A 5711-nucleotide genomic window follows, 5' to 3' on the forward strand; every position below is an offset into this window, starting at 1 on the left:
TTTCCAAGCCCAAGGAAAGCCCCTCCATTCAGTTAGATCGGATTATGCTCTAGATGACAGTGCTGGAACGTCTGATAGAGTTCTTGGCTGAGACAACGAATGGGGGATAAAATGGCGTGGTACAAGAACGCAAACAATCTTGTGCAGGCAAACGGAACTGAGGCAGTTTGGTCGACGGACTACAAACCTGGGGCATTGGTCCCGGTCTCGGGTATATATCGCTGCAAGAACTGCGGCAAAGAGGTCACCTGCAATAAGGATGATCCATTTCCGCCCCAGAATCATCACCAACATCCTCAAATTGGAGCGGTCCTCTGGCGACTGATCGTCTGGACCAACACTTCTGGGGAGCAAAGTCATGGGATCGTGTAAGTTGACGCTGTCATGGCAGTCGAGCGTCAGTTTCGGTTTTTAAAAGGGATGAGTCATGATCTCGAAAGCCGACCTCGCCCCCCCTTGCAACTTAACAGCTTCAATGTGGGTGTATCCGTTCGAGCCGATCTTGCAAATAGATCCAAACAGATTCATGAGATCTATATTGCGCTTTAGGAAGGCGCTTCAGGGGAGAAACGCAGAATATGCCTCTTGAGAACGTCACCATTGGACGAGTCTGCCTGCATGAGGTTCACCGCCGCCCAGAAGAGGGACCTCAGCTCGTGCCAACCTTTGGTACCGGTCTACTCGAGCTTGATCAGGAAGCCGAGTCAGCATTTCGCAGCCGGGTCATCGCCGCCTTCAAGAGCACCGCTCAGTGCATGGAAGTGGACATCCGAGAGTTCGGTCTTGGTAGCGCACTCGTCACCGGCGTTGAGCTTATCAAGCTTCGGGATACGCAGTTCGTCAACCACTCGCGCCTTTTTGCCGAGGCACTCGCCACCGCTCAGATATCTCGACAGATACCCGGCGGTTTGATGGTCGTGTTCGACGGAACATTGGGCAATCCCGCAACCCCATTTTTCGGCCTGATGAAGGCCGAGCTCCACGAAGGCTTTATCAAAACCGCCAATCTTCAAGCTCGATTTGTCAACGACCTATTTCTGAGCCCCAAGACTAAGCTCTACAAAATCGGCATCTTTATCAGTGATGGTGTAGACCCTCGGCCTGATCTACCAGAGGGGTGGCGAGCGGTCGTCTATGATAGCGCCATGTCGGCTGCTCACCGCGATGCAGCCGCGACCTATTTTTACAGCAATTTTCTTGGCCTCAATATCCCGGAAAACGCTGCTCGTCAGGTTAAGAAATTTTTCGAGGAAACGAAGGCGTTCATCAAGGCACAAGATATTCCGGAAAAAGATAAGGTCGATCTTTACAATGGCCTATACGCCTATTTGAAGCTGGATCGTGGAAACACAATCCAAACGTCGCGCTTCGCGAAGACCTATATGGGTGACGATCTTGGAGACGATTATATCGCCCACATGAAGAAGAGGAAATTTCCAGCGGGCGCAATTGCCAAGGACATTTCCGAACTCGCGGGAGTACTGCGCTGGCGGAAATTCAAATTCCCCCGGGCCATCACGCTTTCCGGCCCCCCAGATGCAATCCGCGATCTCGTTGCCGTGGATTCGGTTAATGGCGATGATGGTCAGTCTTGGACCCGGATCACTATCCGCGCCCAGTTGCAAAGCCAGGAATGACGAAGGAGTCCGATTTCCTCGATAGGTGGGCGGGCGAAAAGGCCGCCCACGAGGCGTGGGGGTGCCTCGTGTCCACCGTCGTCCAGCAGAAATTGGAGCCGCTAATCGCGCCGGTTCCCGTGAATTATTTCCTTCGCGTCGCGGTTTCCCCCCGCGTGAAGGATGATCTCAAGCTGGTCGAGAAAGCCTTCTATCGGAATAAAAACTACGGCGATCCTTACGCTGACATCACCGACAAAATTGGCACTCGCTTCGTTGTTCTCCTTGGCAGCGACATTCGCAAGATTGAACAGGCACTGACGGCGATCCCGGGGTGGACATTATCCAAAGACCGGGATTATGAAGAGGAACAAAAAAAGAACCCTCTGAAATTTGATTATGCGGCTGTACATTTCATCGTCCGCCCGACCGACGACACAGAGTTCGAAGGTATACCGATCCCGGCCGACACGCCCTGTGAGGTCCAGATCAAAACGCTCCTGCAACACGCATACAGCGAGCTCACGCATGACACGATCTACAAGCCACAGATCGCAGCAACCCATGATATGCAGCGCAATGCTGCAAAGGCCATGGCGCTACTCGAAGCGACCAATGATTACTTCGAGAAGGTTTCGACAGATGTCAATGCCATCCTGGCCGCCGTTAGGCGAATGACCGCCGACCTTTCAGCAATTTATTGCGACGTCATCGGCTTCGAACCCAAGCCAACCGTCTTGGAAGGCATGTTACTCGGTGCCTATGAGACCGTTGCAGGAGACGATCATATCGCTGCCTTGCGGCAGTTTATCGACGATAATCCCTTTGTTACCGACCGCATCAAGGCCCATGTCGCCGACAGAAATCCGATCTTCTCCCAACCATCCGTGCTACTCGCCTATTATGCTGTACACCGCTCGGTTCGCAGAGCGATATCGGCGTGGCCGCTAACCCCCAGGGAAATGGAACCGCTGCTCAACGATCTCGGCGAAAGCGTGAACTGAACAGGTGTAAGTCAGCTCGATCGTCCGCCTTCGCTAACCCTCGAGCTGAAAGCTGCCAGGCGACGGCCATTCGACAAACAGGTGAAACGCGACAGGGGCAGCTAGGCCACCGCCTGCAACCCCTTGCGCTGGATGATGGACAAGAGCCGCAAGGCGGGGCCACCCGGACGCTTCACGCCGCGTTCCCAATCCGACACGAGATTGCGCGAGACGTTGAGATAGGCCGCGAACACCGGCTGCGAGACATGCTCGCGCTCACGGATGGCGCGGATTTCGTCGCCTGCCAGCGATGGGGCCGGGGCAAGACACGCCTCATCAAAAGTGCGAAGTGTCGCGCGCGACATAACGCCCGCGTCGTGCGCGTCGCTCATCATCTCGTGGACCGCGCCCGCGATCTCGCTGCGATAGCCCTTATCCTTCACCATCGTTCCCATCGTCTATCTCCACTAGCGCTCCAGATGCCACCAGCCGGTCCAGTTCCTCGTCGTTCCATTCCAGCGCCTCGGTTGCCGCATCGCGCAGCAAGGCGAGGTCCGCCTTCGATATGTTCGCCTGTGCGCTCTTGGCGAAGCCGAAAGCAAATATCGCCCGGTTGCCCTGACGGAACAGGATCAGCGTGCGATAGCCGCCCGACTTGCCCTGACCGGCCCGCGCCACGCGCTGCTTGATGACGCCGCCGCCAAGGTCGGCATCCACCAATCCGCTTTCGGCGCGTTGCACCGCGTCCCGAAGCGCCGAATCGGCAATGCGCTCCTTGCGCGCGAAGCGCTCGAACCAGCCATTCTTGAATATACGTGGGATGGTGGCTCTCCTGCTTCCGATGCCATATATAACACATAGCGTTAGAGTTCAACGCACTTGCAGGGCCGATACTGGCGCAACCGGTACTGAAATGCCCCGATCGGCACTACAGTGCCCCACCCCTTGCGGCGCGGGACGATCCGGCGCAGCCTCATCACTGGCGGGCAGACCTCCGATGATTTGGAGAATTGCCATGAATGATTCGACCTGACCAATGCGTGGTGACGTACCTATCGGTATAAAGCACTGACCGGCGTGCTGTTTGGGACATAGTGGGAAAAATTCTGCGGTGGTCACGCCCTGCGGCAGAGCTACGTCGTGGACCGCCCTTGGACGCCCCTGAACGCCATTCACCGCCAGCGCCCACCCGCCCGAGCCGGAATGGCCTCATTTGGCCCCGTAACGGCTCTTGCCCAGTGCGCCATGCTGCCCGATGCTGGTCCACAGGGGCGCGTGCAACACCTTGATTTGAAGAGATTGCCCCATGAACAACCCCGATCGCATTATCCGCCTCAAGACCGTTCTAGCCCGCACCGGGCTTTCCCGCACGACGCTCTACCGCAAGATGGGCGAAGGCACTTTCCCCCGCCAGGTGAAGATCAGCGTCCACGGCGCGGGCTGGCATGAATCCGCCGTCAATCGCTGGGTGGCCGATCCTGTCGGCTATCGCGACGATCAGGCCGGGAGACAGATGCAATGACCGCGCCTCCACCGCCCGATCCGATCTGCGTCCGGGTCAATGACGCGGCGCGCATGATCGGCGTCGGCCGCACCAAGCTCTACGCGCTGATCGCGGCGGGCGAAGTCAAGACGGTGAAGTTCGGTAAGGCCACCCGCATCACCACCGCCAGCCTGTACGATCTCATCAGGCGGCAGCGCGAAGCCTGACAGGCTCGGACGCCGTGGGGTCGGCGTCCGAACTGCCCTTCGCAGGCTCCTTATCGAGAAACACCGCCCAGCGGGCCATCAGGCTGCGGCGCTTGTCGAAGAAATCGGTGCGCCGGTAAGCCGCTTCCACCTTGTTAGGCAGCTTGTGCGCCAGCGCTTTGTCAGCAACCTCCTTGGGGAAGCGGGTCCGCTCCGACGACCAATCGGTGAAGGCGGAACGAAACCCATGGACGGTCACTCCCTTGATCCCGTCATCTCGCAGGAGCTTGGTCATGGTCATATCGCTGATCGGCTTTTCCCCGTCATGGCTGAACACAAGGCCGGTGTCGCTGGTGCGCTCCTTCCACCGCTTGCGCAACAGCGTCACGGCGGGCGCGGACAGCGGCACAACATGGGTTTCGCCCGCTTTCATCCGCTCACCCGGAATGGTCCAGATGGCCTTGTCCAGATCGAACTCCGACCACACGGCAAAGCGCGTCTCGTTCGACCGCACGGCGTTATAGATGGTGAAGCGCAGCGCGTCGCGCCCGGTCGTGGGCGAAGCCGTCGCCAGCTTCCGCATGAGCACGGGCACATCCACATAGGGCATGGCTTGCAGATGCCCGCCCTTGTCCACCTGACGGGGAAGCCCCTTGCGCACTGAGCGCAACGATACCTCACCCGGAAGCCAGCCCTTGATATGGGCGAAGTCCAGCACCGCGCCTATGCGTTGCAGGATCCGGCGCGCGCTGTCGGGGATGGTGAGCCAGATCGGTGACAGCACGTCGACCACGCACACACTGTCCACCTCGTGCACCGGGTTGGCGCCGATCACCGGAAAGACATGGTTCTCGAAGCTCGAAATCCAGTTGGCGTGCCGTTTGTTCTTCCAGCCTTCCTTCAACGCCTCGTAACAATCGCGGGCCGCCGTCTCGAAGCTCGGCACCACCTTGCGTGCCCTGCGCCGCTCGGCAACCGGATCGGCTCCCTCGCGGACCTGACGGCGCAGCGCCGCCGCTGCCTCCCGCGCCTCGGCCAGCGACACGTCCAGCGCCGATCCCAACCCATAATCGCGCCGCCGCCCATCCTTCTGCATCCGAAGCACCCATGTCCGTGCGCCGCTGTCCTTCACCAGCAGGCACAGTCCCCGGCCATCGACATGCCGACCGGGCTTCGCGTTCTTTACCTTCAATGCCGTCAGTGCCATCGGTTCGGTTCCCGCTTTGGGCATCGCAGGCCTTCCCACACTTCCGGGCAGGAATTGGTCCCACAATCGTTCCCACATTTTGCGCCAAATTCAGGCAAATCAGGACGACCGACCGCGAACACCATACAAGACAAATGCTTGATTTTACAGTGCAGTTAGGAACGTCCCGGCATCGCCCGAGACAAAAGTTCTACACTCGTAGGGGTCACCATTTCC

Annotated in this window: 7 protein-coding genes; 4 read left to right on the forward strand and 3 right to left on the reverse strand. The window is 58.5% G+C overall.

The annotated features are described in order from the left end of the window. Positions 1-578 precede the first annotated feature (578 nt). Together V7D69_RS15120 and V7D69_RS15125 are read left to right on the forward strand one after the other, a co-directional pair. Positions 579-1637, forward strand: a complete 1059-nt coding sequence (locus V7D69_RS15120; RefSeq protein ID WP_333606213.1) for a nucleoid-associated protein — start codon at positions 579-581, stop codon at positions 1635-1637. After that, on the forward strand, positions 1634-2620 hold the full coding sequence (locus tag V7D69_RS15125; protein ID WP_333606214.1) for a GTP pyrophosphokinase: 987 nt from the start codon (positions 1634-1636) through the stop codon (positions 2618-2620). The genes V7D69_RS15120 and V7D69_RS15125 overlap by 4 nt, the downstream gene beginning before the upstream one ends. Positions 2621-2721: 101 nt before the next feature. On the opposite strand, the gene V7D69_RS15130 is transcribed toward V7D69_RS15125, so the two are convergent. Both V7D69_RS15130 and V7D69_RS15135 read right to left on the reverse strand, forming a co-directional pair. Next, positions 2722-3054 carry a helix-turn-helix domain-containing protein gene (locus V7D69_RS15130; RefSeq protein ID WP_333606215.1) on the reverse strand — a complete coding sequence of 111 codons (333 nt, stop codon included), beginning with the start codon at positions 3052-3054 and terminating at the stop codon, positions 2722-2724. After that, positions 3032-3451 carry a type II toxin-antitoxin system RelE/ParE family toxin gene (locus V7D69_RS15135; RefSeq protein WP_333606219.1) on the reverse strand — a complete coding sequence of 140 codons (420 nt, stop codon included), beginning with the start codon at positions 3449-3451 and terminating at the stop codon, positions 3032-3034. Before V7D69_RS15135 ends, V7D69_RS15130 begins: the two co-directional genes overlap by 23 nt. Before the next feature lie 454 nt (positions 3452-3905). On the opposite strand from V7D69_RS15135, the gene V7D69_RS15140 reads away from it, so the two are divergent. Continuing rightward, positions 3906-4121: a helix-turn-helix transcriptional regulator gene (locus tag V7D69_RS15140; RefSeq protein ID WP_333606216.1), complete on the forward strand. Its 216-nt coding sequence runs from the start codon at positions 3906-3908 to the stop codon at positions 4119-4121. Continuing rightward, positions 4118-4309, forward strand: coding sequence for a helix-turn-helix domain-containing protein (locus tag V7D69_RS15145; protein WP_333606217.1), 192 nt, complete (start codon positions 4118-4120; stop codon positions 4307-4309). The genes V7D69_RS15140 and V7D69_RS15145 overlap by 4 nt, the downstream gene beginning before the upstream one ends. On the opposite strand, the gene V7D69_RS15150 is transcribed toward V7D69_RS15145, so the two are convergent. After that, complete coding sequence (locus V7D69_RS15150) at positions 4287-5519, reverse strand: tyrosine-type recombinase/integrase (RefSeq protein ID WP_333606218.1); 1233 nt, start codon at positions 5517-5519, stop codon at positions 4287-4289. The genes V7D69_RS15145 and V7D69_RS15150 overlap by 23 nt on opposite strands. Positions 5520-5711 lie beyond the last annotated feature (192 nt).

Origin of the sequence: Novosphingobium sp. (genome assembly GCF_036733805.1) — a bacterium.
Classification (GTDB): domain Bacteria; phylum Pseudomonadota; class Alphaproteobacteria; order Sphingomonadales; family Sphingomonadaceae; genus Novosphingobium.